Source organism: Tritonibacter scottomollicae (assembly GCF_003003215.1).
Taxonomy (GTDB): domain Bacteria; phylum Pseudomonadota; class Alphaproteobacteria; order Rhodobacterales; family Rhodobacteraceae; genus Epibacterium; species Epibacterium scottomollicae.
In genome coordinates, this window is record NZ_PVUF01000001.1 from 260,799 (window position 1) to 284,382 (window position 23,584).

The window sequence follows — 23,584 nt, forward strand, 5'->3', positions numbered from 1 at the left end:
CTGCATTGGGGCGCGCGGGCCTTGTGAATTGAAGTTGAGGGGAGGGCGTTCATGACGTGCTTAATAAGTCGGGAGAGATCCCGGTCCCTGCCTATTTGCAGTGGCGATCAATCTGCCCCGGTCACATGAGCGAGCATTGCGTTATCGCGCTTTATGGTTTGAAATCGAGGTGTTGACCCGTCTCTTGCCTGGTTTGAGGAGTTCAAGTGTTGCCGATTTGGCTGAATTTACCCGAGGATTCAATTTGAGTGACAGACAGCCGCTATTCTTCGACACGGCCAACGCAAAGATCCCGTGACGACGCGTCTGAGAGTATCTTTCGAGAGTGAGTGCAAGACTGAATGCCAAGACGTCAAAAGTTGAATGCAATTCTCGAAATGATCGAGAGTTCTGCCAATCTCGAAGAGATTGGCGCGGTGATGACACAGCTTCGAAATCTTCTCGAGGTCGATCATGTATTTTATCGTTGGGTGGATCGGTCCGACGGTATGAGTGGCTGCTCGACATTGCCGCGCGCCTGGCAGGATCGCTATTCGGAGATGGGGTATCATCGGGTCGATCCAGTTGTCATTGGCTGTTACAAAGCCGTTCATCCCGTGGATTGGCGGGATCTTGATTGGTCGTCGCGTTTGGCCGCGGCCTATCGTCGGGACGCTCTGGCCTTCGGTCTCGGCAATCAGGGCTTTAGCGTGCCAGTGCGCGGCCCATCGGGGCAATACGCCGTGTTCAGCATTACCAAGACCTGTGATGATGTGAGCTGGGACAAGTTCACGCGGCAGTACTGCCGGGACCTGATCCTGGTGGCGCATTATGTGAATCGGCGGGCGCTTGATTTCGAGGTCTCGTTCCGCGCGCTTCCAGAGCAGCCCCTGTCGATGCGCGAAACCGAAGCGTTGAGCTTGCTGGCGGAGGGGCATAGCCGCGCCCGCGCGGCCGAGACGCTGGAGATTTCCGAACATACCTTGCGGGTCTATATCGAAGGTGCGCGCGGCAAGCTGCAGGCGCAAAACACCACCCATGCGGTGGCCCGCGCAATCTCCATGGGGCTGATCGCGGGCTGAGTGCTGCGGCAGGCCTGCCACGGTGAGTGCGGCTGAGCGAAAGAACCGGGCAGCCAATGGGTCGATGCCACTGGTGCCCTCTGATCTGCGGATGTAATGTCGCGCCATGACACAGGCCACGACCCCGGCGCCCGCGCTGCAATTCTCCGATGATCAGGCGCAAGCCTTTGATGCACTGACCGAACAACTGCGCAAGGCGGGGGTCGATCTGGGCGAAGATCTGCTGCATCCGCCGCGTGGCGAGACCGGCGTCAGCGCCGTGATCGGCAAGGCGGGGTCCGGCAAGACACTGCTTCTGGCGGAGTTCTACAAGGCGCTGGCGGCCGCGGGGGTCGAGGTGGTCTCAGGCGATTATGAGAGCCGCAAGAAGAGCGAAGACAAGCGCACGCTGGCGATTCTCGCGCCCACCAACAAGGCGGCCAGCGTGCTGCGGCTGCGCGGGGTGCCCGCAACCACCATTCACCGCATTCTCTACACGCCGGTCTATGACCCGGAATATGAACGCATCGCCGACTGGCTGGCGGGCGAGGGCGAGCAGCCCGAGATCGAAGGCTTGCCCGAAGACGCGCTGGCGCGGGCTGCGGCATTTTACGCCAAGAACAAATCCATGCCCGGTGCGCTGGCGGCGGCGGGTCTGCGTGGCTCGGACTTCATCACCGGCTGGAAGCGGCGCGAGGAGCCGCTGGATATCGGCTTTGTCGATGAAGCCTCGATGCTGGACAACCGCCAGTTCGATGATCTGAAGGAGATTTTCCCGACGCTGGTGCTGTTTGGCGACCCGGCCCAGCTGGCGCCGGTCAATCAGTCCGGCTCCATGGTGTTCGAGGACCTGCCCGAAGACCGCCAGCTGATCCTCAACCGCATTCACCGGCAGGAGGCGGACAACCCGATCCTCGATCTGGCGCATGCGCTGGCCGACCCGCAGCTGGGGTTTGAGGATTTCGAACGCATGGTCGAGGACAAGGCCCGGCAGGACGATCGCGTGGTCTGGGGGCAGCGGGTGGAGGTCGACCTGATGGCGCGCTCGCCGGTGCTGGTCTGGCGCAACAACACCCGCATCCGGCTGATCAACGCCTTTCGCGCCGTGCATGGCGCGCCGGAGGATCAGCTCCTCGAAGGCGAACCGCTGATCTGCGACGGGTTGGAGCTGCCGTTGAAACACCGCAAGAAACGGCTGGATCTGGAGGCGCGCGGCCTCATCAAGGGCGCGCAGGTCATCTATCTCGGCCCCGGTCGCAAGCCCGGGTTTTCGCGCCTGCATGTGATGGGCGCAGAAGATCCGCAGGTCTCGGCCGCCTCGATCGTGAAGATCGAGAAACCCGATGAGGAAGAGCCGTTCATTCCCTTTGCCGCCCGCATGGGGGCGACCTTTCTGCATGGGGCGGCGGTGACGATCCACAAGGCGCAAGGCAGCCAATGGGACACCACGCAGGTCTTTGCCCCCGACATCTATGCCGCGGCCCGCATGGGACGGGTGGAGGCGGGGCAGCCCCTGTGGAAGCGTCTGGCCTATGTGGCGATCACCCGCGCGCAGGAGCGGCTGATCTGGGTGGTGCGCAACCGATTGGCCAAACCCACCGGCGCGCTGCGCGTCGATGATTTGCGTCAGGTGGCGGCCCCCACACTGACACTGGAAACCCAGGAAGAAGAGGCCCCGGTATGACAAAATCCATCCTCATCACCGGCGCCAGTTCTGGTATTGGCCGCGCAGTCGCGGAGCTGTTCCTCGCGGAGGGCTGGGTGGTCGGCCTGTTGGCACGGCGTGCGGAGGTGCTGGCGGAGATCGCCGCGAGGCATCGCCGTGCCGTGGTGCTGCCTGCGGATGTCACCGAGCCCGCGCAGGTCGAAGCGGCGTTTGATCGCTTTTGCGCGGAGGCCGGGTCTCTGGATGTGCTGTTCAACAACGCCGGTATATTTACACCGCCGGGCACCATCGACGAGATCGCGTTGGAGGATTGGTTCCGGGCGGTGAATGTGAACCTCAACGGCATGTTCCTCAGCGCCCGGGCGGCTTTTGCCCGGATGCGGGCGCAGCAGCCGCAGGGGGGCCGTATCATCAACAACGGCTCCATCGCGGCGCATGTGCCACGGCCCAACAGCGTGCCCTATGCGGCCACCAAGGCGGCGATCACCGGGCTGACAAAATCCCTGTCGCTGGATGGGCGCGCCTTTGACATCGCCTGCGGTCAGATCGACATCGGCAATGCCCGCACCCCGATGGTCGAAGACCTGGCGCGGCGGCAGGCAGAGGCCAATCCGGACGCGGCGCCAATGGACAGTTTTGACGTGGCCGATGCGGCGCGCTCGGTGCTGCATATGGCGAACTTGCCGCTGGAGGCCAACGTGCAGTTCATGACCGTGATGGCGACCAAGATGCCCTATATCGGGCGCGGCTGAATACTGGGTACGGCTGACGGGCGCGCGTTGGCTGCAAAAACGCGTTCGCAGCCACGTTGAGGCGCGTATCAGCTATTGCGCAAAAGCTGGAACCCGGCGGCGGCGCCCCAGCCGGAGATCGCGGCGATCAGCAGCGCCAGCAGGCCATAGATGGCGGGTTGTTCGCGCGAAAGGTTGAACAGGAACCGTTCCATCCCGACCTTGTTCACCTCGATCACCGTTTCATACTGCGAGACCACCTGACCCGCGCGGGTCAGGAAGATCCGGGTCTGATACTTGCCTTCGATCAGGTCTGCGGGCATGCGCAGCGCCGTGCGGAACAGGGTCTGTTCATCCAGGGCAACCGCGTTTTCCTGCAGCGTGTAGAACCCTTTGTTCTCGCGGATCCGCATCAGTGACTCGGTAAAGGCCTGCGACCCTTCGACCGTGGAGCCCACAGAGCGGATCGCGCGCTGGATGGAGACCTTGTGGCGCAGATCCTCGGTATCGCTTAGCGCCTCTTTGAACGGGGCGGAGGTTGCCACGGCGTAGAAACTGGGCGCGGAATCGACGACAACGCCTTCGGTATTGATCCAGATCCCCAGCTCGCGTTCCTTGCGCCGCACCATCACGGGTTCACTTGGGCCGGATACGGTGACCACCACCTCCAGCGGCGCCTGTGTCGGGATGGGGGTTTCGCGCTTCACCGCGCCAAAGATCAGGATCTCAGAGCCGTCGAAGGTGGCTGTGATGGCGACACGGTCCTGGCTGAGACCGAGCACGACCTCTTCGGCGCTGACATATGTCGCCAGGACGATGGACCAGAGCGATAGGAACAGCAGGCGCAGGGGGGACATCAGTTGGCCTCCCGGATCGGGTTCAACGAGTAGATCTCGCTGGGTTCCAGAAGAAGGTCCAGCGCCAGTTTGGCGCAGACCAGGATAACCAGGAGCGCCAGCAGGATGCGCAGCTGTTCTGCCTTCAGCAAGGTGCCGATGCGGGTGCCGAATTGCGCGCCGATGACGCCACCGACCAGCAGCAGCACCGCCAGTACGATGTCCACCGTCTGGTTGGTGATGGCGTGCATCATGGTTGTGGCTGCGGTCACGGTAATGATCTGGAACAGCGAGGTGCCGACCACGACCTTGGTCGGCATGCCCAGAAGGTAGATCATCGCCGGCACCATGATGAAGCCACCACCGACCCCCATGATCGCGGTCAGCATACCCACGAAGACCCCCACAGCCACCGGCGGAATGACAGAGATATAAAGACCCGAGGTACGGAACCGCATTTTGAAGGGCAGCGAATGCACCCAGCCGCGCTGCTTGCGTTTGGGCGGAGCGCCACGCTTGGACTTACGCAGGGCGTTGACGCTTTCGATGAACATCAAACCGCCGACGATCCCAAGGAATACCACGTAGCAGAGGGTGACGAACAGATCGACCTGTCCCAATGATTTCAGGTAGTTGAAAATCGCGATCCCGGCGATTGCGCCGATCAGCCCTCCGGCCTGCAACACAGCGCCCATCTTCAGGTCCACGGTGCGGCGACGCAGATGCGCCAGAACGCCAGAGACCGAGGAGGCCACGATCTGATTGGCCCCTGTCGCCACCGCCACTGCAGGCGGGATGCCGATGAAGAACAACAGCGGCGTCAGCAGGAAACCACCGCCCACCCCGAACATGCCCGACAGCACGCCAACCATGCCGCCCAGTCCCAGAATGAGGAACGCGTTCACGGCCACTTCGGCGATGGGGAGGTAAATGTTCATGGCCCTGAATAGTCTTTTATTGGCGGGTGAAACACTAGGATGCTGCTGTGCAGCGTTCACGAGGCTGGGTTTTCATGAAGTGTAGAACAGGGAGATTTTGAAAGCGACTGCCTGTGAAAGAAAAACGCCGTCGCGCACTGATCTGAGGCGAAGGCGCTACAGAAGGGCGGGGCGGACGGGCACAGATGCGGTGCAAACCAAAACGCCCGACCTATTGGCCGGGCGTTCCAGGTTTTCAATCGATGTCCCTCAGGCGCAGGTGTCAGCGTTCCTTGACGTAGGGCTGGCCACCGGCGCGCGGCGGGATCGCCTTGCCGACAAAACCTGCAAGGATCACCACGGTGAGGATATAGGGCAGGGCGTCCATCACCTGCACGGGGATCGACACGCCACCGAGCTGGATGCTCTGGAACCGCAGGGCCACCGCTTGCAGCAGGCCGAACAGCAGGCAGGCGCCAAGCGCGTGCCAAGGCCGCCACTTGGCAAAGATCAGCGCCGCCAGTGCGATATAGCCACGCCCGGAGGTCATCTCTTTGACGAAACCCGCCTGCAGGCCGGTGGCGAGATAGGCGCCGGCGATACCGCAGAGCACGCCCGCGATGCCGATTGCGGCAAAGCGCAGGCCACGCACGGAAACCCCGGCGGTGTCGACCGCGGCGGGGTTTTCGCCCACCGCCCGCAGGCGCAGGCCAAAGCGGGTGCGGAACAGGATCCACCAGGTCAGCGGCACCGCCAGAACGGCGACATAGACCAGGATGGAGTGACCGGAGATCAGCTCGGAGTAGAGTTGCTGGATCACGTTGGCTTCCTTGATCAGCTCGCTCAGGGGCCGGTCGGCGGCCTCGGCCTCGGAGGGGCCGATGGCGAAGGGCAGCTCGATCCCGTTGAAGCGCCCTTTGGTGAACAGCGATGGCGTGCGGCCGCCCTGCTGAAACCAGCTTTCGGCAATCAGCACCGTCAGACCGGAGGCGAGGAAGTTGAGCGCCACGCCGGAGATCAGCTGGTTGCCGCGGAAGGTGATCGAGGCCAGACCATGCAGGCCGGAGAGCAGCATGGAGGATCCGATCCCGGCCAAAAGGCCAAGCCAGACATTGCCGGTGACGGCGGCGACAGCGGCGGAAAAGAACGCCGCCATCAGCATCTTGCCCTCAAGGCCGATGTCGAAGATGCCCGCACGTTCCGAGAACAGACCGGCCAGACAGGCCAGCAGCAGCGGAGTCGCCATGCGCACGGTGCTGTCGAGCACCTGGATCAGGGTCAGGAAATCCATCAGGCGTTCTCCTTCCGGAAGGCGAGGAAGATCTTCTCGATCGGTATGCGCACCATATTGTCGAGCGCCCCGGTAAAGAGGATCACCAAGGCCTGAATGACCACGATCAGCTCGGACGGGATATTGGTCCAGAGCGCCAGCTCGGCGCCGCCCTGATAGAGGAACCCGAACAGGATCGCCGCGAGGAACACCCCAAACGGGTGGTTGCGGCCCATCAAGGCCACCGCGATCCCGATGAAGCCCGCGCCCTCGGTGGCGTTCAGCACCAGACGCTCGGCCTCGCCCATGACGTTGTTGGTGGCCATCAAGCCGCAGAGTGCGCCGGAGATCAGCATGGTGATCATCACCGTGCGCACCGGCGAGATGCCCGCGTAGACCGCGCCGCGCTCGGATTTGCCGAGGGCGCGGATCTCATGGCCCAGCGGCGTGTGCCAGATCAGACCCCAGATCACCACACAGGCGGCGAGGCCGACGAACAGCGTCACATTGGCCGGGGCGGATTTGGAGAACTCTATGCCCAGCGGCGCCAGGATCTCGTGCAGCGAGGGCAGCTGTGCGGTTTCGGGGAACTTCGCCGTGGCCGGGTCCATCGCGCCCTTGGGCTTCAGCACGCTGACAAGCATGTAGTTCAGCACCGCTGCTGCGATGAAGTTGAACATGATGGTGGTGATGACGATGTGGCTGCCGCGCTTGGCCTGCAGATAGGCCGGGATCGCCGCCCAGGCTGCCCCAAAGAGACCAGCCCCTACGGCTGCGACCAGCAATGCGATCGACCAATGCGGAAAGGGGATGTAGAGACAGACAATCGCCAGCCCGAGGCCGCCGATCATTGCCTGCCCTTCGCCGCCGATGTTGAACAGCCCGGCATGGGCCGCCACTGCCACCGCAAGGCCGGTGAACAGGAAGTTGGTGGCATAATAGAGCGTGTAGCCCCAGCCGTAGGTCGACCCCAGCGCGCCGGTGACCATCAGGTCCAGCGCCTCCATCGGGCTTTCGCCGATCAGCAGGATCACGATTGCGGAGATTATCGCGGCCAACAGCAGGCTGATCACCGGGATCAGCACCACATCGGCCCATTTAGGCATCTTTTCCATTTACGCGGCCTCCCCCGCGACGCCGGCCATCAACAGGCCGAGTTCTTTTTCATCGGTTTGATCCGCGGGGCGTTCGCCCATGATCTTACCGTCAAACATCACTGCAACCCGGTCGCTGAGCGACAGGATCTCTTCCAGCTCCACCGAAACCAGAAGGATCGCCTTGCCCTGGTCGCGCAGCGCCATGATCTGCTGGTGGATAAATTCGATGGCGCCGATATCGACGCCGCGAGTGGGCTGGCCGATCAGCAACAGGTCGGGGTTGCGCTCAATCTCTCGTGCCACCACGATTTTCTGCTGGTTGCCGCCGGAGAAGCTCTTGGCCGCCAGCCAGGGATTGGGCGGGCGCACGTCGAATTTTTCCATCTTGGCGGCGGTGTCGGCGCGCAGGGCGGCGTTGTCGAGGAACAGGCCCTTTTGGTATTCCGGTTCCCGGTGGTAGCCAAAGCCGACGTTTTCCCAGGCGTGGAAATCCATGATCAGGCCTTCACGCTGGCGGTCCTCCGGCACATGGGCGATGCCATCGTGACGCCGCGACCGCGCGTCGGAGCCGGCACCGGACAGGGGCAGCGGCTGGCCGTTGATGCGAATGGCACCGGTGCCCTCGCGCATGCCGCCGAGCACCTCCAGCAGTTCCGACTGGCCATTGCCGGCCACGCCCGCGATGCCGAGGATTTCGCCCGCGCGCACGGTGAGGTCGATGTCCTTCACGCGCTGTACCCCGGCGCTGTCCACCACGGAGAGCTTCTCGATCTCTAGGATCGGCTTGCCGGGGGTGGCGGGAACCTTGTCCACACGCAGCAGCACCTTGCGGCCCACCATCAGCTCTGCAAGCTGTTCCGGGCTGCTTTCGGCGGTCTTCACGGTGGCGGTCATCTGGCCGCGTCGCATCACCGAGACGGTGTCGGTATATTCCATGATCTCGCGCAGTTTATGCGTAATCAGGATGATGGTTTTCCCTTCCGAGCGTAGCCGGTCGAGAATGCGGAACAGCTGATCGGCCTCCGCCGGGGTCAGAACGCCGGTGGGCTCGTCGAGGATCAGGATCTCCGCCTTGCGGTAGAGCGCCTTGAGGATCTCGACCCGCTGCTGCATGCCAACGCCGATCTCGTCGATGCGTTTGTCGGGATCAACATATAGCTCGTATTCCTCCTCCAGCTCCTTCAGCTCCTTGCGAGCACGGGAGAGGGAGGGCATCAGCAGGCCGGAATCCTCGGCGCCGAGCACGATGTTTTCCAGAACAGTGAAGTTCTCGACCAGCTTGAAATGCTGGAACACCATGCCAATGCCGGCAGAGATGGCGGCGAGGCTGTCGGGGATTTCCGTGCGGGTCCCCTTGATCCAGATCTCGCCTTTGTCGGCCTTGTAGAACCCGTAGAGAATGCTCATCAGCGTGGATTTGCCCGCGCCGTTTTCACCGATGATCCCGTGGATGGTCCCGGGTTCAACGCTGATGGAAATGTCCTTGTTCGCCTGGACTGGGCCAAAGGCCTTTGAAATGCCTTTGAGTTCGATTGCTGGTGCCGTCATCGGGGCTCCCCTGTCACCTCATCGCCGGTTCATCCGGATGCAGCCCATTCAGACTGCATGTTATGATCTCATAAGAAGAGGACCGGGACGGGAAAAACCAAACCCGGAGGACACGCGCGGCGCGACCTCCGGGCCATATGCAAACGCCCCGCTCGCCGGGCTGGACTGCCATGGGCGAACGGGGCGCGAATCATGTCGATCAGAAGTTCAGAACCGGGCAGCTGTCGTCGCTGGCGTAGTTGTGTACTTCGATGTCACCGGCGATGATCTTGGCCTTTGCGTCTTCGACGGAGGCCTGCATCTCTTCGGTGATCAGATCGGCGTTGTTGTCATCCATCGCGTAGCCGACGCCGTTGTCAGCCAGGTCGAGAGTGATCTTGTCCACTTCGAGGTCCGCACCATCCTTGAGGATGTTGTAAACCGCGACGTCAACGCGCTTCAGCATGGAGGTCAGAACCTTGCCCGGGTGCAGGTGGTTCTGGTTGCTGTCGACGCCGATGGACAGGATGCCTTCATCCGCGGCGGTTTGCAGAACGCCCACGCCGGTGCCGCCAGCCGCGGCATAGATCACGTCCGCGCCCTGAGAGATTTGCGCCTTGGTCAGCTCGGAGCCCTTCACCGGGTCGTTCCAGGCCGCCGGGGTGGTGCCGGTCATGTTGGAAATGACGGTCGCATCCGGGTTCACGGCTTTGACGCCTTGCGCGTAGCCGCAGGCGAATTTGCGGATCAGCGGAACATCCATGCCACCGATGAAACCAACGGTGCCGGATTCGGACGCTTCGGCTGCCAGCATGCCCACAAGGAAGGAGCCTTCGTGCTCGGAGAAGCTGACCACATGCACGTTGGGGGCGTCGACCCAGCCGTCGATGGTGACGAATTTGGTGTCCGGATAGTCACCGGCCACATCGGCCAGCGGAGCGCTCATGGCAAAGCCGGTGGTGATGATCGGGTTGGCACCGGATTCGGCGAAGCGACGCAGCGCCTGCTCGCGCTGGGCTTCGGACTTCATTTCGATCTCGAGGTATTTGCCGCCGGTCTCATCCGCCCAACGCTTGGCGCCATTATAGGCGGCCTCGTTGAAGGATTTGTCGAACTTGCCGCCAAGGTCGAAAATAAGCGCCGGGTTGGCCAGAGCCGCGCCCGCTGTCAGCGCGACTGCTGCTGCCGCGCCCATGAGCGATTTCATCAGGGTCATTCAGTTACTCCCAGTTTTTCTTTTTCTGCCCCGCGTGGCGGGCGTGTCCGTTCGAAAAGGTGGAGCGATTTAGCCTCTTGCGCTCGGCCTGGGTCAACATTTTTTTGACCACCCGGTCGAAAAACAGCATCTTTCCTTAGGGAAACACGCGTTTCATGAGCAAAGCATCCGCCGCTGCCGCCTCTGGTCGCGGATAATAGGCCTTTCGAATCCCGACAAGGCCGAATCCGCAAGTAGAGTATAGCGCCTGAGCGGCGGTATTGTCTTGTGCGACCTCAAGAAAAGCATCCTCGACCCCACGTTCTGCTGCCTTGGCCATCCAGTCCGCCATCACCTGCCGGGCACGGCCTTGGCGCTGGTGATCCGGATGGGTGGCGATGGTCAGAAGCTCTGCCTCGCCTGCGACCTCGCGCACAACTGCAAAGGCCCGTGCATCCCCCGTGAGATAGGTGAAGCGGTCGGTCAGAAGGTCGGCGAATTCCTCGGCGGACCAAGGGCGTGACTGGGAAAAGGCCGCCGCATGGGTCGCGGCGAGCGCGTCGGGGCTGCGGCTCTCAGTCATCCAGAAGCGCGGGCGGCGTGTCCCGCGAGGGGGCGGCATCGGCCTCGCGCAGATAGAGCGGCGCCGGGGGCGGCACGTCAATCCGGCCAAGGCGGGTGGCGGCCACGCGGCTGATGGCCTCGGCCACCGGGTAGCGCGCTGTCGCGACAGTGCCGGCGCAAAGGGCCGCGATCTCGTTAGCGCGGTGGCCGAGGCAGGTCGGCTCTGTGCCTGCAGGAATATCTGATGGCAACGTGTCGAGTGTGCAGTGGCCGGGCTGTGATCCGGTTAGCGTTCCGAACACCTGCACATAAAGCCCCTCGCGTCGGGCATCGAGGCTGGAGACCACGACACCTGCGGTGCCAAAGGCCTGCGCCTCAAGGCTGGAGACGCCGATGGCAGGTACGCCCAGCCCCAGCGCCAGACCGCGCGCGGCAGAGACGGAAATGCGAATGCCGGTGAAATTGCCGGGGCCGATGCCCACGGCCACCGCGTCAAGGTCAGCCCAAGTGGCCCCGCCTTCGGCGAGTGTCTCTTCCAGCAGGGGCATCAGCCGTTCGGCCTGACCTCTGGCCATGTCCTCTTGATGCTGGATCAGGATCTCAGTCCCACGCAGCAAGGCCGCCGCGCAATGGGGGGCGGAGGTATCAAATCCCAGGATCAGGGGCGCGTCAGAGGACATTTCGGGTCAATCGCTATCGTCGGTGGCTGCGGGTAGGAAGTCTTTGGCAGAGCTTCCGGTCTGTGGCAAGCCACCGGGCAAATGCGCCGGGCGACGATCCGACAGGGGGTACAGGGGTATCGACCCGCGTGCCCGTGCGTCGTCAACGACTGCGCCAGATGCTTTGCGTGGCAGGGCGCGATACGTAAGCCGCGCCCCGCCACGCTGACGGAGGTCTGAACGGAGCGTGCGGTGCCTCAGACGGCGACCGGGCGCACCTCGGTCACTTCGGGGATGTAGTGGCGCAAGAGGTTCTCGATGCCCATCTTCAGCGTCAGTGTCGATGACGGGCAGCCAGCGCAGGCGCCCTGCATGTGCAGATAGACAACGCCGCGGTCAAAACCGTGGAAGGTGATGTCGCCGCCATCCTGAGCCACTGCGGGGCGCACGCGGCTGTCCAGCAGTTCCTTGATCTGATTGACGATTTCGCCGTCTTCGCCGGTGTGTTCGGCATGGCCGGAGGCCTGCTGGCCGCCTTCGTCGATCACCGGCTGGCCGGATTGGTAATGCTCCATCACCGCGCCAAGCACGGCGGGTTTGATGTGATCCCACTCAATCGAATCGTCTTTGGTGACGGTCACGAAGTCATTGCCAAAGAAGACGCCGGTGACGCCGCTCACGGCAAAGATACGCTGCGCCAGAGGCGACTTCGCGGCGGCTTCGGCTGAGGGGAAATCAGCGGTGCCAGCGTCCAGAACAGTCTGGCCGGGCAGGAATTTCAGGGTCGCCGGGTTCGGCGTGGATTCGGTCTGGATAAACATCTCGGTTCTCCGTCAGGCTGGCCTGGTGCGTGTGTAGTGCATATGCGCGCCCGACCGGGGTCTGTCAAGTTTTGGAATGATTCTAAATTAGCGACTGCGGTGCGAATTGCAAGGCATCCGCACCAGTTGGGCACGTCAGATCACGACGCAAGGGATGTAACAGGCGCAAACCTCTGGTGTTGCGCAGGTTTGCGATGTGGGGCTCTGGGTGACTGTCGCTGGTGGCAACAGGCTATGTTTGAAGCGCGCTGAAGGCCGTCAGGTGATGGCTTCCAGCTGTTCTTTCGACATGTCGCCGGGAACGATGGTGATCGGAAAGGGTAGGGAGCCCGCTGTCCGTGTCAGCTGGGTGACGATCGGGCCGGGCCCCTTGCGGTCGCTGGCGGCCCCAAGAACCAGAATGCCGACTTCGGGGTCCGTTTCGATTTGGGCCAGGATTTCGGGGACGACCTCGCCCTCGCGGATCACCAGCTCCGGATCAACGCCCTGCCGGTCGCGCATCCATTTGGCGAAGACCTCGAAATGGGCATGGATGCGTTCGCGGGCTTCCTCGCGCATCACTTCACCAACGCCGATCCAATGATTGAACTCATCCGGAGGAATGACCGAAAGAATGACCACGCCTCCCCCGGTGTTGGCGGCGCGCATAGCGGCAAAACGCATGGCGTTCAGACATTCGCGGCTGTCGTCGAGGACGACCAGGAACTTGCGCATTAAAACCTCTGCTGTCGTGTCCGAAGCATATTGGCCGATGCAACCACCCCGCGCAATAGATCTGTGGCGGGTGCGATGTGTCGCATCCGCACAGATGATCTGGCAGGGGCGCTGCTGTAGCTATGGTCGCGCGGCTGTGGGTCAGTGGCCGGATTTGGCCCAGTCCCAGTACATCTCGCGCACCCGGCGGGTGATGGGGCCGTGCTGATAGGTAACATCATCAAAGGCGGTGACCGGTGTGACCTTGGACATGTTGCCGGAGGTGAAGACTTCATCCGCCGCCTCAAAATGCGCATAGGTCAGCACGCATTCATGCACGGTGATTCCATCGGCGCGCAGGTTGCTGATGTGGCGCGCACGGGTGATGCCCGACAGAAAGGTGCCATTGGCGATCGGGGTGAAGACCTCACCGTCCTTGACCATAAAGATGTTGGCGGTGGCAGTTTCTGCCACATTGCCCATCACGTCGCAGGTCAGCGTGTTGGTGAACCCTTTGGCGCGGGCCTCGCGCAGCATGCGGGCATTGTTGGGATAAAGGCACCCTGCCTTGGCATTGACCACCGAGGATTCCAGCACTGGACGACAAAAGCTGGTCCGCGTGAGCGTGGCGGAAGCGGCTTCGGGGGGCATCGGGATTTCTTCGAGGCAGAGCGCGAATTGCGTGGCCTCCGGGGCGGGGGCAATCAGGGTCTGGTCGCCCTCGGTGGCCCAGTACATCGGGCGGATGTAGACCGCACTGTCGGCGGAGAACCCGGACAGGCCCTCGCGGGTGATCTCGACCATCTGATCGGCGGGAACCGTGGCGGCCATCATCAGCGCTTCGGCCGAGGCATTGGCGCGAGCGCAATGTTTGTCGAGGTCGGGGCTGACGCCATCGAACCAGCGCGCGCCGTCAAACACGGAGGACCCGAGCCAGGCGGCGTGGTCTGCGGCAGACATGATCGGCACATCGCCGTCGTGCCACTGGCCGTTGAAATAGGTGCGGATCGTTTTGCCGACAGCCATGGGAACCTCGGATCTGGGAATGCGGATTGGATACGATCGGGACGTTATGCGGCGGGCCCGGCAAGGTCCAGAGCCAATGCCGCGTCGTGTCCGTTCCGCTCCTGCGCGTGTTACTCGTCGTAGCTGACCACCAGATGATCCGTCAGCGGGTAGGACTGGCACGACAGCACAAAGCCCTTGGCGACCTCGTCATCCTCCAGCGCGTGGTTGGCGGCCATCTCGACCTCGCCTTCCAGCACCCGACAGCGGCAGGTGGAACAAACACCAGCGCGGCAGGACCAGGGCGCGTCCATGGCATTGTCCAGCGCGGCTTCCAGCACCGAGGTGTTGCGGTCGAGCGTGACGCTGCGCGTGGCCCCATCCAGCGTGATGGCAGCAGTGACCGGCGCGCTGGCGGCAGCGTCACTGCTGGCGGCTTTTTTCGCCGCCCGGCCCGGCTGGTTGGAGGCGAAGAGTTCAAACTTGATCTGCGCGTCCGAGAGGCCCGCGGTGCGCAGGGCCTCGGCAATGCCTAGCATCATCGGTTCCGGTCCGCATATGAAGGCGGTGTCGACGTTGTGGATCGGGATCCAGCGCTCGAACAGCTGGGCGCATTTTTCAGGTGTGACCAGGCCGGTGAACAGGTCGACCTCTTGCGCGTCGGCTTCCAGCACATGGATCACCGACAGGCGGCCCATGTAGCGGTTCTTCAGGTCCTCGATCTCCTCGCGGAACATGATCGAGTTGATGCCCCGGTTGGCATAGACCAGCGTGAAGCGGGACTGGGGTTCGGCCTGCAGTGTGGTTTTCAGGATCGACAGCACTGGCGTGATGCCGGAGCCAGCAGCAAAGCCGAGGTAGTGTTTTTCGGCAGCCGCGTCGAGATCGGTGAAGAACCGCCCCTGCGGTGGCATCGCCTCGACCGTGTCGCCCACCTTGAGGTCGGTATTGGCCCAGGTCGAGAAAGCGCCGCCATCGACCCGTTTGATGCCGACTTGCAAGACGCCATCTTCCTTGCCCGCACAGATCGAATAGCTGCGGCGCAGCTCGGTTCCGTCGAAATCGCGGCGAAAGGTCAGATACTGGCCTTGGGTGAAGTCGAACTCAGCCGCCGCGCCATTGGCGGGCTTCAGCGTGAGTACCACCGCGTCGCGGATGGTGTGCTTGATGTCGGTGACTTCGAGCGGGTGAAAGCGGGCCTGCGCGCGGGTCATCAGCGAGCCTCCTCAGATGCATTTAAAATAGTCGAAAGGTTCCAGGCACGCGGTACAGCGCCAATGGGCCTTGCAGGGGGTAGAGCCGAACTGGCTCACGCGGGTCACATCGGGGCTGCCGCAGCGCGGGCAGTGGTCGGGGCCGCCAGCGGGGGAGGGGGGTGCGATGCCGTATTCCTCCAGCCGGGCGCGGCCTTTGTCCGACAGCCAATCGGTGGTCCAGGGCGGGGCGATCTGGGTCTTGATCTCCACGCGCTCAATCCCGTGGGCGGCCAGCGCGGTTTCCACATCTAGACGAATGATCGAGGTCGCCGGGCAGCCGGAGTAGGTGGGCGTCAGGGTGACGATGAGGCCGTTATCGCTCCACTGCACATCGCGCACGATGCCGAGGTCGACGAGGGAGATAACCGGGATTTCCGGATCGGGCACCGCGTCGAGCCATTCCCAGATCTGCGCGAGAGAGGGCTGGTTGGATTGCGTGTCGGTCACGATGAACCTCCGGTCCGGCCGATAGGCCGGGCCACGCCCATGCCGGAGGCAGACTGCCAGTCTGCCCCGCCCCCCACGGGGCGGGCGTTCCCCGCCCACCCCGCCGGGCCGGACGTGGCCCTCTGGGCAAAAGGACAGGGCAGCAAAAACATCACCACGTCGCTCCCGGATAGGCGCGCTGCATCCATTGCATGGTGGTCAGCAGGTGCCCGAGGTGTTCGGTGTGCATCTTGCCATCACGGCCACCACCACGGGCGCGGCGAGCTTCGGGGAGTGTCAGAGTTGCCTCGCCCAAAACACGGGCCAGTGTTTCATCGAACTCCGCACGCAAACTCGCCGGATCGGGGGCAATGCCCGCCTCGACCAGCGTCGTATCCACCGCGTCGCTCAGGAACATCTCGCCCACATATGGGTAGAGGTAATCAAGCGCCGCCTGCATCCGGGCATGGCTTTCCTCGCTGCCGTCGCCCAGCGCCACCACCGTCTCGGCAGAGCGGTCCAGATGGTAGGTCGCTTCTTTCACCGATTTGGCGGCAATTGCGGCGACACGTTCATCGGTAGACTGAGTTAGCGCCCGCAGCTGCAGAACGTGCCACGCATCAAACAGGAACTGCCGCATCAGGGTCTGGCCAAAATCGCCGTTTGGCATTTCGACCAGCAGCAGATTGCGGAAGTCCCAAGCGTCGCGCAGGAAGGCCAGATCGTCTGCGGTCTTGCCCTCGCCCTGCACCTCTGCTGCGAGGCCGAGCCACATCTGGGTCTGACCGATCATGTCGAGCGCAGTATTGGCGAGCGCGATATCCTCTTCCAGCACCGGGGCATGGCCGCACCATTCGCTGACGCGGTGGCCGAGGATCAGCGTGTTGTCCCCCATACGCAGGAGAAACTCGTAGAAGGCCTCATCCCGTGACACGTCGCGCACCATTACATCGCCCCCACGTCATCAGGAATGTCGTAGAAGGACGGGTGGCGGTAGACCTTGCTTTCGGAGGGCTCGTAGAGCGGGCCTTTTTCCGAGGGCGAGGAGGCGGTAATCTGCTCTGCCTCGACCACCCAGATCGACACGCCCTCATTGCGGCGGGTGTAGACGTCGCGGGCGTTCTTGATCGCCATTTCCGCGTCGGGCGCATGCAGGCTGCCGACGTGACGGTGGCTGAGGCCATGCTGGCCGCGAATGAAGATTTCCCAAAGGGGCCATTCGGTTTTCATGTGGGGGGTCCTCCTGATCGGGGGCAAAATCTGCGGTCTTTTGCTATTCGGCGGCGACTGCGCTGCAACGCGCGCTGCGCCAACGGGTGGCGGCGGGCAGGTGGCTCCAGCCGAACGCATGGTCACTGTCGCCGTGGGTGTTCAGATGCTGCAACCGGGCCATGGCCTCATCGACGGTGGGGCGTCTGCCCGGCTCAACGTGCCACATGGCAAAATGCATGCTGTCCAAAACGTTGAACCATTCTTCGCGACGCTGGTAGAACTGGCGGTGCACCGTGCCCCAGACAAATGTCTCAAGCGCCTCTACCCCATCCCAGACCGAAACATTCACGATGACGCGCGGATCATTCATGACCCGTGTTTCGGTGGCATTGCCGCTCTCATCAATGTGGCGCCATTGAAAGCCTTTGCTGCGTTCGGCGATGCCGTTGACTAGATCGAGGGCGTTCATGAAGTCCGCAACGCGATCATCGTCAGCGTCATGTTTCAGTCGGGCAATGTTGATTTCTGCCAGATGCATCATTCAGCCGCCATCTTGCGGGCACGTTTCTTGGCGGCATGCGCCATCATGCCCTCGCGCACCCAGGCACCATCGTCCCAGGCCTTGTTGCGGGCCGCCAGACGGTCGGTGTTGCAGGGGCCGTTGCCCTTGATGACCTCAAAGAACTCCTCCCAATCGGGTTCGGAGAAATCGTAGCCGCCCTTTTCCTCGTTCCACTTGAGGTTTTCGTCCGGCACGGTCAGGCCAAGGTATTCCGCCTGCGGTACGGTCTGGTCGACGAACTTCTGACGCAGCTCGTCATTGGTGTTCATCTTGATCTTCCACGCCATAGACTGCGCTGAATGGACCGAGTCTTTGTCGGAGGGGCCGAACATCATCAGCGCCGGATACCAGAAGCGGTTGAGCGCATCCTGTGCCATCGCCTTCTGTTGAGTATTGCCCTGCGCCATCTTCATCATGATGTCGAAGCCCTGACGCTGGTGGAAGCTCTCTTCCTTGCAGACGCGGATCATGGCGCGGGAATAGGGGCCAAAGGACGTGCGCTGCAATGGCACCTGGTTCATGATGGCGGCGCCATCGACCAGCCAGCCCACCGCGCCCATATCGGCCCATGTCAGCGTCGGGTAGTTGAAGATCGACGAATACTTCATCCGCCCGTCCAGCAGCATCTCGGTCATCTCGTCGCGCGAGATGCCCAGCGTTTCCGCCGCGCAATAGAGGTAGAGCCCGTGGCCCGCCTCGTCCTGCACCTTGGCCAAGAGGATCGCCTTGCGTTCCAGCGTCGGTGCGCGGGTGATCCAGTTGCCCTCGGGCAGTTGGCCGACAATTTCGGAATGGGCGTGCTGGCCGATCTGGCGGATCAGCGTCTTGCGGTAGCCGTCGGGCATCCAGTCCTTCGGTTCGATCTTCTCGCCCGCGTCAATACGCTCCTGAAAGGCGCGGTCCTCAGGGCTCATCTCGTCAAGGGATTGCACTCCCGTGCCGGTCGATTTGACCATCTGCGCGTACATGGCTGGCTCCTCCGGTTGTAACCCGAATAACTTGGCAAAGGCCGGACCTGGATCTGTCCGTCTGTCCTTAATCTAGGCCTCCGGGCGATTCGGCTCAAGTTAAATGTAACCGAAATAGTCACATTTGTGAAAATGTGTAACGCATGCCTGGGTGGGCACGTCACCCGACCGCTATCACACCGTAAAAGCAGGAAATTTGCAGCGGTTTCGAGACTCGGCCGTGTCGTCTCGGCCATGATGGAAGACTGGGGGTGAGTCGCGAACGCGCCATGCCCTGTCTGCAATTCTGAGTGGAAGGGGCTGCAAGCTGGCTGAAATGGACAATATTCTGCGTATCGGAGGGGCTTGTGGCTACTGGGGAGACGACGCACAGGCCACGTCACAGGTGTTGGCGGCAGGTCATCTGGACGTTCTGGTCTATAATTACCTGGCTGAGCAAACGATGGCACATCTTGCCAAGGCGCGGGCGCGCGAGGCGAAGTCCGGCTATATCGCGGCGTTCATTCACGATGCTCTGACCCCGAACCTTGCGCAGATTGCCCGTCAGGGGGTGACGGTCATCGCCAACGCGGGTGGTATGAACCCGCAGGCGTGCGCGGTGGCGGCGGAGGCCGCGATAGACCGTGCCGGCCTCGCGCTCAGGGTGGCGGTGATCACCGGCGACGACCTGACAGCGCGGGCACAACAGATCGCAGCTGAGGCACCACGTGACATTCACACCGGCGCGCAGTTCCCCTCAACGAAGACCATCGCCAGCATCACCGCCTACCATGGCGCTCTGCCCATTGTCGCTGCGCTGGAAGAGGGCGCGGATATCATCATCACCGGCGGCTGCGCGGGCAGCAGCCTGACGTTGGCGGCAGCGATCCATCACTTCGGCTGGTCCAAGGGGGATCTGAACTACCTCGCGGGTGGCAGCCTCGCCGGGCATGTGCTGGAATGCGGCGTGCAGGCGACCGGCGGCACCTTCACCGATTGGGAAGAGGTCGCGGACGATATCGAAAGTCTGGGCTATCCGATTGCCGAGATCGCGGGCGACGGCAGCTTTGTCGTGACCAAGCCCGAGGGGACCGGCGGGCTTGTGAGTTGCGGCACGGTGGGCGAGCAGATCCTCTACCAGATCGGCAACCCCCGGGAGTATGTGTTGCCGGATGTGATCTGTGATTTCTCCGACGTGAGGCTGGAGCAGATCGGCCCTGACAGGGTGCAGGTGCTGGGCGCGCGTGGTCGGAGTGGACCGGGCACCTACAGGACCTGCGTGGCCTGGGCGAATGGGTTTCGCACCGGGGAGTATTTCACCTTTTACGGCGCGGATGCAGAGCGCAAGGCGGAGCGGTTTGCCGAGGCGACACTGGCCAGAGCCTCCGCCCAGCTTGCGGCGCGCGGCATGGCGCCCTTCACGCAGAGCAGTGTCGAGATCCTTGGCGCCGAGAGCCAGTTCGGCCTGTTGCGCAGCAATGAGTTTGCGCGCGAAGTGGTCGCCAAAGTGGCGGTGCGTCACCCGGACGCCGCCGGAGTTCTGGCCTTTCACAAGGCCGCCAACGGGCTTGGGATGGCTGCGCCGCCGGGCCTCAGCGGGTTTGTCGGGGGCGGTCCGCGCCCTGCGCCGGTGCTGTCGCTGTTTTCCTGCCTGACGCCAAAATCTGATGTGCCGCTGATGGTCCGGATCGGCACTCAGTTGGAGCGCAAGGTGTCGGTGCCTGCGACGGGGGTGGAGCAGCGCGACCAACTGCCCGCGCCGCATGCCGCGCCGAAACCGCCCTTGAAAAAGGGGCCGGTGGTGACGGTCCCATTGTCCCGGCTGGCCTTTGCGCGCAGTGGCGACAGGGGCGACATGGTCAATATCGGGGTGATCGCCCGCCGTCCTGAACAGTTGTCTTGGATCTGGGCGGGGCTGGATAGGAGGCATCTGGAGCGGGTGTTTGGTCACGTGTTGGCGAAGGGGCAGATCACGCGCTACGTTCTGCCCGGTATGTCGGCAATGAACATCACGCTTACCGGCGTGTTGGAGGGCGGGGCCGCGTCCTCCTTGCGCAATGATCCGCAGGGCAAGGGATTTGCGCAGCTGCTGCTTGCCGTCCCCATATTGGTAGACTGGTCGCTGCTGGGGGCCGGTGGCGCGTGACACGCGTTGGTTAGACCGAACGGGAGGCTAGAGACGCCGTCGTCCTGGCGCGTAACTGCCCGACCGATGCGTGTCTGTCCCGTAACTGATCGGTCCCACAATCAGGCCGTCGTGCCACGGTGTCCGCCTGCGCGGTCTTCTGGCCATCCCCTTGCGGCCTGAGTTGCCAAGCCTGTCCTTGCTGCCGTAAGCAGGCACACAGGCAACAGGAGACGGGCATGGCCGGGCAGACGGAGACGCTGATTGCAGCGATCCTCGAGGATATCGACGCCGGGCGGCTGGCGCCGGGACAGGAGATTGACGAGGCCGCGTTGGCCAGCCGCCATGGCGTGTCGCGCACGCCGATCCGCGAGGCCTATATCCAGCTCGAAGCCTTCGGCCTGATCCGCCGCCTGCCGCGCAAGGGGGCGGTGTTGTTCAAGCCGACGCTGGAGGAGTTCCTCGCCATCCAAGAGGTGCATGCGCAGCTGGAAGGGCAGGCGGCAGGGCTGGCGGCACGGCGCATTTCGCCTGAGTTGCGCGCCCGGCTGGAGGCGGCTGTGACCGCCTGCGAGGCGCATGCGGCGGCACAGGGCGACAGCGATCCCGACGGCTATTACCAGCTGAACCTTGTGTTTCACGAAACCGTGGCGCTGGGCGCGGCCAATCCGTTTCTGGTCGAAATGATCAAGACCAATGCCCGCAAGCTGATGGCCTATTATCGCGCCCGTTACCGCTATCCCGGCGCCATTGCGCAATCGGCGCAAGAGCACCGCGAGATCGCCACGCTGATCCTGTCGCATGACCGCGATCGTGCCGAGGCCGCGATGCAGGCGCATGTACTGTTTGATCAGGTCACGGTGATGGATCTGCTGGCAGCCCTGGGTTAGCCGGCGCGCGCAGCTTCGAAAAATCGTGCGATGGCTTCTGCCAGAGCCGGCTGGTCGACCTTCTGCTTCAAGCTCTCCTGTGCGCGGGCGTAGACCTCGGGACCCATGTCCTGCCGTAGCTCCTCGGTCAGCGCGCTTATAAACGCATGCGTCATTTCCGGGTGGTGTTGGGTGGTGGCGATATGGCGCCCCAGCGTAAAGCCGGTGCTGTGCCCGTCGCGGGTCATCAACGGATCGGCCCCTTTCGGCAATTCGTGCACATATTCCACGTGAGAGCCGTAGATTGAGACCACATCCGGCAGCTCAGCTGCCCACTCCGGGCGCGCGATCAGGTGATTCTCCGTGCGCCCGTGCACCCAACCGCCGGGCAGATCGTCGACGCGTCCGCCCAGGGCGAGGGCAATCGCCTGATGGCCAAAACAGGCTCCGAACAGCGGAATCTTGCGATCATGGATCTGCCGGATCAGCGCCAGCAGCCGGTCCACCCAGGGCGCGCCAGAGCGGGTGGAGGCGGGGCTGCCAGTGATCATCACTCCGTCATAACGGCTTATATCTTCGGGAAAAATATCGTCCTTCACCGCGAAGACATCACAGGACCAGTGGGGCCGCGCCATCTGCACCAGTGCGGTGAACTTTGCGCCATCCTTCGGGTGCCTGTGTGCAAAGGCGCTGTCGTCCGTATTGGTCATCAAAATCGCAATGCGCATGTTCAGGCTTCCCATATGCATATTTACAGTGCTTAATAGTATACATGTGAAGCAAGCCAAAGGAAGCCCCGCCATGACGATCTGGACCCCGACCGATGATGGATACGCGGACCTGTCGAGCCATGACGCCTTTGCCAGTGGCGCGCCGCATAACACCTTTGCCCGGCTCCGGCGTGATGACCCGCTGCATTGGACAGACTACCCGGACGGGCAGAATTTCTGGTCGGTGACCCGTTACGATGACATCACCAAGATGAACAAGAACACGGAGGTGTTTTCCTCGGCGCGTGGCATCCGCATGGAGGACCAGACCTACGAGGAATACCTCGCGCGGCGCACCTTTCAGGAAACCGACCCGCCTGACCATTCACAGGTGCGGATGAAACTGCTGAAGGCGTTCTCCAAGACCACCATGGCGCAATATGAGGACGACATCCGCGCCCTCTGCGCCGAAATTTTGGACGCGGCGCTGGCAAAGGGCACCTTTGACGCCACCAAGGAGATCGCCCGGCAATTGCCGATGCGGATGCTGGGGCGCGTGGTGGGGCTGCCGGATGCGGATCTGCCGTGGCTGGTGGAAAAGGGTGATGCGTTGATCGCCAATACCGACCCGGATTTCACCTCGCATGTGCTGGACAAGATGGACACGGATGAATTCCGCATGATGCCCTTCAACTCTCCGGCGGGGGCGGAATTATATATCTACGCCAAGGAGTTGATGGAGGCCAAGGATAAGGCGGGCGACACCTCGGGCGTGCTCAACATGATCCTGCAGCCGGCCCGCGACGGATCTGTCATTACCGAGACTGAGTTTCGCAATTTCTTCTGCCTGCTGGTGGCTGCGGGCAATGACACGACGCGTTACTCCATCGCAGCTGGCATTCAGGCGATGTGTCATCAGCCGGAGCTTCTGGCGCAGATGCAGGCGGGTGGCGAGGTCTGGGAGACGGCGGCGGACGAGATCATCCGTTGGGCGACGCCCGCGCTCTACTTCCGCCGCACGGCGACGCAGGATGTGGAGATGCACGGCAAGACCATCCGCGAGGGCGACAAGCTTCTGTATTGGTTCATCTCGGCCAACCGCGATGACAGCTATTTTGACGACCCGTTCCGGGTAAACCTGATGCGCAAACCCAACCGGCACCTGTCCTTTGGCCAGTTCGGCCCGCATGTCTGCCTTGGCATGTGGCTGGCGCGGCTGGAGGTCACGGTGTTGTTTCAGGAGCTTGCCAAGCGGATCAAGTCCATTGAGTCAGCCGGTGCGCATAAATTCCTGCGCTCGAATTTCGTCGGCGGCATCAAGGAATTGCCGGTTCGGGTGGAAGCCGCGTAGGCTCAACAGAAGACCCGTTCGGGCGGTCGCCCGGACAGCGCCCGACCTCCCCCACGGGAGGGCGCTTCGCACCCACCCGAGGTCGGCAACTGCCCTCTGTTGGGA

25 protein-coding genes are annotated in these 23,584 nt (G+C 62.8%); 6 read left to right on the top strand and 19 right to left on the bottom strand.

What is annotated here, in order from left to right; all coding sequences use genetic code 11:
- The first annotated feature begins 341 nt into the window (after positions 1–341).
- From CLV89_RS01310 to CLV89_RS01320, 3 genes are all read left to right on the top strand, one after another.
- Positions 342–1,061 (top strand): helix-turn-helix transcriptional regulator, encoded by a 720-nt coding sequence (locus tag CLV89_RS01310; protein WP_106161743.1) that lies wholly within the window; start codon positions 342–344, stop codon positions 1,059–1,061.
- 106 nt (positions 1,062–1,167) lie between these two features.
- Positions 1,168–2,724 (top strand): ATP-dependent DNA helicase, encoded by a 1,557-nt coding sequence (locus tag CLV89_RS01315; RefSeq protein WP_106161745.1) that lies wholly within the window; start codon positions 1,168–1,170, stop codon positions 2,722–2,724.
- Positions 2,721–3,458: an SDR family oxidoreductase gene (locus tag CLV89_RS01320; protein ID WP_106161747.1), complete on the top strand. Its 738-nt coding sequence runs from the start codon at positions 2,721–2,723 to the stop codon at positions 3,456–3,458. The genes CLV89_RS01315 and CLV89_RS01320 overlap by 4 nt, the downstream gene beginning before the upstream one ends.
- 68 nt (positions 3,459–3,526) lie before the next feature.
- Here CLV89_RS01320 and CLV89_RS01325 read toward each other — a convergent pair whose 3' ends face one another.
- From CLV89_RS01325 to paaA, 18 genes are all read right to left on the bottom strand, one after another.
- Positions 3,527–4,294, bottom strand: coding sequence for a TIGR02186 family protein (locus CLV89_RS01325; protein WP_106161749.1), 768 nt, complete (start codon positions 4,292–4,294; stop codon positions 3,527–3,529).
- Complete coding sequence (locus tag CLV89_RS01330; protein ID WP_106161751.1) at positions 4,294–5,211, bottom strand: sulfite exporter TauE/SafE family protein; 918 nt, start codon at positions 5,209–5,211, stop codon at positions 4,294–4,296. The genes CLV89_RS01325 and CLV89_RS01330 overlap by 1 nt, the downstream gene beginning before the upstream one ends.
- Before the next feature lie 262 nt (positions 5,212–5,473).
- Positions 5,474–6,481 (bottom strand): ABC transporter permease, encoded by a 1,008-nt coding sequence (locus CLV89_RS01335; RefSeq protein WP_106161753.1) that lies wholly within the window; start codon positions 6,479–6,481, stop codon positions 5,474–5,476.
- The gene (locus tag CLV89_RS01340; RefSeq protein WP_106161755.1) at positions 6,481–7,575 is read right to left on the bottom strand and encodes an ABC transporter permease; all 1,095 of its coding nucleotides are present in this window, start codon (positions 7,573–7,575) and stop codon (positions 6,481–6,483) included. The genes CLV89_RS01335 and CLV89_RS01340 overlap by 1 nt, the downstream gene beginning before the upstream one ends.
- Entirely contained in the window at positions 7,576–9,105 is a 1,530-nt protein-coding gene (locus tag CLV89_RS01345) for an ABC transporter ATP-binding protein (RefSeq protein WP_106161757.1), read from the bottom strand.
- Between the two features lie 199 nt (positions 9,106–9,304).
- Positions 9,305–10,300, bottom strand: a complete 996-nt coding sequence (locus CLV89_RS01350) for a BMP family lipoprotein (RefSeq protein WP_106161759.1) — start codon at positions 10,298–10,300, stop codon at positions 9,305–9,307.
- 4 nt (positions 10,301–10,304) lie between these two features.
- Positions 10,305–10,430, bottom strand: a complete 126-nt coding sequence (locus tag CLV89_RS23130; protein ID WP_279327821.1) for a hypothetical protein — start codon at positions 10,428–10,430, stop codon at positions 10,305–10,307.
- A gap of 6 nt (positions 10,431–10,436) precedes the next feature.
- Positions 10,437–10,862: a GNAT family N-acetyltransferase gene (locus CLV89_RS01355; protein ID WP_106161761.1), complete on the bottom strand. Its 426-nt coding sequence runs from the start codon at positions 10,860–10,862 to the stop codon at positions 10,437–10,439.
- Positions 10,855–11,523, bottom strand: a complete 669-nt coding sequence (gene tsaB / locus CLV89_RS01360) for a tRNA (adenosine(37)-N6)-threonylcarbamoyltransferase complex dimerization subunit type 1 TsaB (RefSeq protein WP_106161763.1) — start codon at positions 11,521–11,523, stop codon at positions 10,855–10,857. The genes CLV89_RS01355 and tsaB overlap by 8 nt, the downstream gene beginning before the upstream one ends.
- Before the next feature lie 236 nt (positions 11,524–11,759).
- Entirely contained in the window at positions 11,760–12,323 is a 564-nt protein-coding gene (locus tag CLV89_RS01365; RefSeq protein ID WP_106161765.1) for a NifU family protein, read from the bottom strand.
- A 258-nt stretch (positions 12,324–12,581) separates the two neighbouring features.
- Positions 12,582–13,037, bottom strand: a complete 456-nt coding sequence (locus tag CLV89_RS01370; RefSeq protein ID WP_106161767.1) for a universal stress protein — start codon at positions 13,035–13,037, stop codon at positions 12,582–12,584.
- A gap of 141 nt (positions 13,038–13,178) precedes the next feature.
- Positions 13,179–14,042 carry a branched-chain amino acid aminotransferase gene (locus CLV89_RS01375; RefSeq protein WP_106161769.1) on the bottom strand — a complete coding sequence of 288 codons (864 nt, stop codon included), beginning with the start codon at positions 14,040–14,042 and terminating at the stop codon, positions 13,179–13,181.
- A gap of 110 nt (positions 14,043–14,152) precedes the next feature.
- Positions 14,153–15,235 (bottom strand): 1,2-phenylacetyl-CoA epoxidase subunit PaaE, encoded by a 1,083-nt coding sequence (gene paaE / locus CLV89_RS01380; protein WP_106161771.1) that lies wholly within the window; start codon positions 15,233–15,235, stop codon positions 14,153–14,155.
- A 12-nt stretch (positions 15,236–15,247) separates the two neighbouring features.
- Positions 15,248–15,724: a 1,2-phenylacetyl-CoA epoxidase subunit PaaD gene (gene paaD, locus CLV89_RS01385; protein WP_106161773.1), complete on the bottom strand. Its 477-nt coding sequence runs from the start codon at positions 15,722–15,724 to the stop codon at positions 15,248–15,250.
- 151 nt (positions 15,725–15,875) lie between these two features.
- Entirely contained in the window at positions 15,876–16,649 is a 774-nt protein-coding gene (gene paaC, locus CLV89_RS01390) for a 1,2-phenylacetyl-CoA epoxidase subunit PaaC (RefSeq protein ID WP_207796867.1), read from the bottom strand.
- On the bottom strand, positions 16,649–16,933 hold the full coding sequence (paaB, locus tag CLV89_RS01395) for a 1,2-phenylacetyl-CoA epoxidase subunit PaaB (RefSeq protein WP_106161775.1): 285 nt from the start codon (positions 16,931–16,933) through the stop codon (positions 16,649–16,651). The genes paaC and paaB overlap by 1 nt, the downstream gene beginning before the upstream one ends.
- 43 nt (positions 16,934–16,976) lie before the next feature.
- Complete coding sequence (locus tag CLV89_RS01400) at positions 16,977–17,456, bottom strand: DUF3291 domain-containing protein (RefSeq protein ID WP_106161777.1); 480 nt, start codon at positions 17,454–17,456, stop codon at positions 16,977–16,979.
- Entirely contained in the window at positions 17,453–18,445 is a 993-nt protein-coding gene (gene paaA / locus CLV89_RS01405) for a 1,2-phenylacetyl-CoA epoxidase subunit PaaA (RefSeq protein ID WP_106161779.1), read from the bottom strand. The genes CLV89_RS01400 and paaA overlap by 4 nt, the downstream gene beginning before the upstream one ends.
- Before the next feature lie 316 nt (positions 18,446–18,761).
- Here paaA and CLV89_RS01410 point away from each other — a divergent pair, with 316 nt between their 5' ends.
- Positions 18,762–20,570, top strand: a complete 1,809-nt coding sequence (locus CLV89_RS01410; RefSeq protein WP_106161781.1) for an acyclic terpene utilization AtuA family protein — start codon at positions 18,762–18,764, stop codon at positions 20,568–20,570.
- 218 nt (positions 20,571–20,788) lie between these two features.
- Entirely contained in the window at positions 20,789–21,439 is a 651-nt protein-coding gene (locus CLV89_RS01415; protein WP_106161783.1) for a GntR family transcriptional regulator, read from the top strand.
- Here CLV89_RS01415 and CLV89_RS01420 read toward each other — a convergent pair.
- Entirely contained in the window at positions 21,436–22,146 is a 711-nt protein-coding gene (locus CLV89_RS01420; protein ID WP_165798075.1) for a type 1 glutamine amidotransferase, read from the bottom strand. The genes CLV89_RS01415 and CLV89_RS01420 overlap by 4 nt on opposite strands.
- A gap of 73 nt (positions 22,147–22,219) precedes the next feature.
- On the opposite strand from CLV89_RS01420, the gene CLV89_RS01425 reads away from it, so the two are divergent.
- Positions 22,220–23,479 (top strand): cytochrome P450, encoded by a 1,260-nt coding sequence (locus CLV89_RS01425; protein ID WP_106161787.1) that lies wholly within the window; start codon positions 22,220–22,222, stop codon positions 23,477–23,479.
- Positions 23,480–23,584: the final 105 nt, after the last annotated feature.

Bases quoted from the DNA above. Each gene is read 5' to 3' on its own strand.
- CLV89_RS01310 (WP_106161743.1), top strand. From the start codon at position 342: ATGCCAAGACGTCAAAAGTTGAATGCAATTCTCGAAATGATCGAGAGT.
- CLV89_RS01315 (WP_106161745.1), top strand. From the start codon at position 1,168: ATGACACAGGCCACGACCCCGGCGCCCGCGCTGCAATTCTCCGATGAT.
- CLV89_RS01320 (WP_106161747.1), top strand. From the start codon at position 2,721: ATGACAAAATCCATCCTCATCACCGGCGCCAGTTCTGGTATTGGCCGC.
- CLV89_RS01325 (WP_106161749.1), bottom strand. From the start codon at position 4,294: ATGTCCCCCCTGCGCCTGCTGTTCCTATCGCTCTGGTCCATCGTCCTG.
- CLV89_RS01330 (WP_106161751.1), bottom strand. From the start codon at position 5,211: ATGAACATTTACCTCCCCATCGCCGAAGTGGCCGTGAACGCGTTCCTC.
- CLV89_RS01335 (WP_106161753.1), bottom strand. From the start codon at position 6,481: ATGGATTTCCTGACCCTGATCCAGGTGCTCGACAGCACCGTGCGCATG.
- CLV89_RS01340 (WP_106161755.1), bottom strand. From the start codon at position 7,575: ATGGAAAAGATGCCTAAATGGGCCGATGTGGTGCTGATCCCGGTGATC.
- CLV89_RS01345 (WP_106161757.1), bottom strand. From the start codon at position 9,105: ATGACGGCACCAGCAATCGAACTCAAAGGCATTTCAAAGGCCTTTGGC.
- CLV89_RS01350 (WP_106161759.1), bottom strand. From the start codon at position 10,300: ATGACCCTGATGAAATCGCTCATGGGCGCGGCAGCAGCAGTCGCGCTG.
- CLV89_RS23130 (WP_279327821.1), bottom strand. From the start codon at position 10,430: ATGCTGTTTTTCGACCGGGTGGTCAAAAAAATGTTGACCCAGGCCGAG.
- CLV89_RS01355 (WP_106161761.1), bottom strand. From the start codon at position 10,862: ATGACTGAGAGCCGCAGCCCCGACGCGCTCGCCGCGACCCATGCGGCG.
- tsaB (WP_106161763.1), bottom strand. From the start codon at position 11,523: ATGTCCTCTGACGCGCCCCTGATCCTGGGATTTGATACCTCCGCCCCC.
- CLV89_RS01365 (WP_106161765.1), bottom strand. From the start codon at position 12,323: ATGTTTATCCAGACCGAATCCACGCCGAACCCGGCGACCCTGAAATTC.
- CLV89_RS01370 (WP_106161767.1), bottom strand. From the start codon at position 13,037: ATGCGCAAGTTCCTGGTCGTCCTCGACGACAGCCGCGAATGTCTGAAC.
- CLV89_RS01375 (WP_106161769.1), bottom strand. From the start codon at position 14,042: ATGGCTGTCGGCAAAACGATCCGCACCTATTTCAACGGCCAGTGGCAC.
- paaE (WP_106161771.1), bottom strand. From the start codon at position 15,235: ATGACCCGCGCGCAGGCCCGCTTTCACCCGCTCGAAGTCACCGACATC.
- paaC (WP_207796867.1), bottom strand. From the start codon at position 16,649: ATGGTGCGCGACGTGTCACGGGATGAGGCCTTCTACGAGTTTCTCCTG.
- paaB (WP_106161775.1), bottom strand. From the start codon at position 16,933: ATGAAAACCGAATGGCCCCTTTGGGAAATCTTCATTCGCGGCCAGCAT.
- CLV89_RS01400 (WP_106161777.1), bottom strand. From the start codon at position 17,456: ATGATGCATCTGGCAGAAATCAACATTGCCCGACTGAAACATGACGCT.
- paaA (WP_106161779.1), bottom strand. From the start codon at position 18,445: ATGTACGCGCAGATGGTCAAATCGACCGGCACGGGAGTGCAATCCCTT.
- CLV89_RS01410 (WP_106161781.1), top strand. From the start codon at position 18,762: ATGGACAATATTCTGCGTATCGGAGGGGCTTGTGGCTACTGGGGAGAC.
- CLV89_RS01415 (WP_106161783.1), top strand. From the start codon at position 20,789: ATGGCCGGGCAGACGGAGACGCTGATTGCAGCGATCCTCGAGGATATC.
- CLV89_RS01420 (WP_165798075.1), bottom strand. From the start codon at position 22,146: ATGCGCATTGCGATTTTGATGACCAATACGGACGACAGCGCCTTTGCA.
- CLV89_RS01425 (WP_106161787.1), top strand. From the start codon at position 22,220: ATGACGATCTGGACCCCGACCGATGATGGATACGCGGACCTGTCGAGC.